This is a genomic window from Aneurinibacillus aneurinilyticus ATCC 12856 (assembly GCF_000466385.1).
Taxonomy (GTDB): domain Bacteria; phylum Bacillota; class Bacilli; order Aneurinibacillales; family Aneurinibacillaceae; genus Aneurinibacillus; species Aneurinibacillus aneurinilyticus.
In genome coordinates this window covers 1-1,039 of sequence record NZ_KE952696.1, presented here as the reverse complement: position 1 = coordinate 1,039, position 1,039 = coordinate 1, and the positions used below count along the sequence as shown (strand labels likewise).

At 36.4% G+C, this 1,039-nt stretch carries 1 protein-coding gene; it reads right to left on the bottom strand.

Features of this window, described 5'->3' with window-relative positions; genetic code table 11:
* The coding region (locus HMPREF0083_RS03820) for a hypothetical protein (protein WP_021619722.1) at positions 1-757 on the bottom strand (757 nt) is incomplete at its 3' end.
* Positions 758-1,039 lie beyond the last annotated feature (282 nt).

The following is a 1,039-nucleotide window of genomic DNA, read 5'->3' as shown; positions in this document are numbered from 1 at the left end:
GAATTTCAGCCAGAGGTGTTTGAAGCAGCGGATGTTCTATATTTGATGTGGCTAATCCCTCTTTTTCTCTGATAAATTGAATACAATAATAATCGTAAGGAATACAGTCGAACGATAAAATTTCACTTAATTTATGTGGCGTGTCGCTTAGGCTATAGATGTGAAAATCACAAAGCTCATAAAGATGCTCTCCAAAATTATTTGTATCGTTCCAACTGTGCATTAATTTTTGGTAGACATGATCTTCTGATAAAATATTAAACAATTCAGGCATTTCCCCGGTTTTCCATTTGTAATATAGGCATGTCATAAAAACATGATGAGTCTTGTTCTCAGAATAAAAATCTCGATCTTTCATGAACATATTAGTTGCATACTTGTATGTTAGTTCTGCAATATCTTCATAACCCCACAATAAGGAAAGCCCGATAAGCCCTCCTATTTGACTGTTTGATACACTTCCTCTACTAGGATTGCTTTTGATCATTTGAATCAACCAAAAAAGTTGCTGCTCTAATAAAATCCATGCTGATGGTTCTCCATTTAGTATTCTATTTTTTGCATTCATTTCAAGGTGAACACCTATTCCCATTTTTAAGCGATCAGCTAAACGATTTCGTTCATTTTTTTGAATTAAGCCTTTCATTTCATTCATTCGATTATCTAGTATTTCTTTTACTTCCTCATCTGAAATTACTCTTTTTTTATACTCTTTCATCGCTCGATCAAAATACTTCCAATATTTGTTGGTACGCATTCTTCCACTCCTTTTTGATTTCCATTCAGCAATGAGATTCAACCGAACCGCGGCAATCGTTAGATATTGCTCAACGTTTCGACAAACTTATGGCGGTAAATACGCGAGCTGCATAGCTTCCAAGTCTAGTAACGACCGGAGCGTACCAGTTTGCCCACGATTTTGACGAGTTTGGTACGTAGCGTTTCCATTCGACTTGACTAGATCGGTTTCGGCAGGCAGAGACGGCAAAACTAACTTCTAAGTTTGTGAACTACCCACCACTTAAAATCTAACGATTTT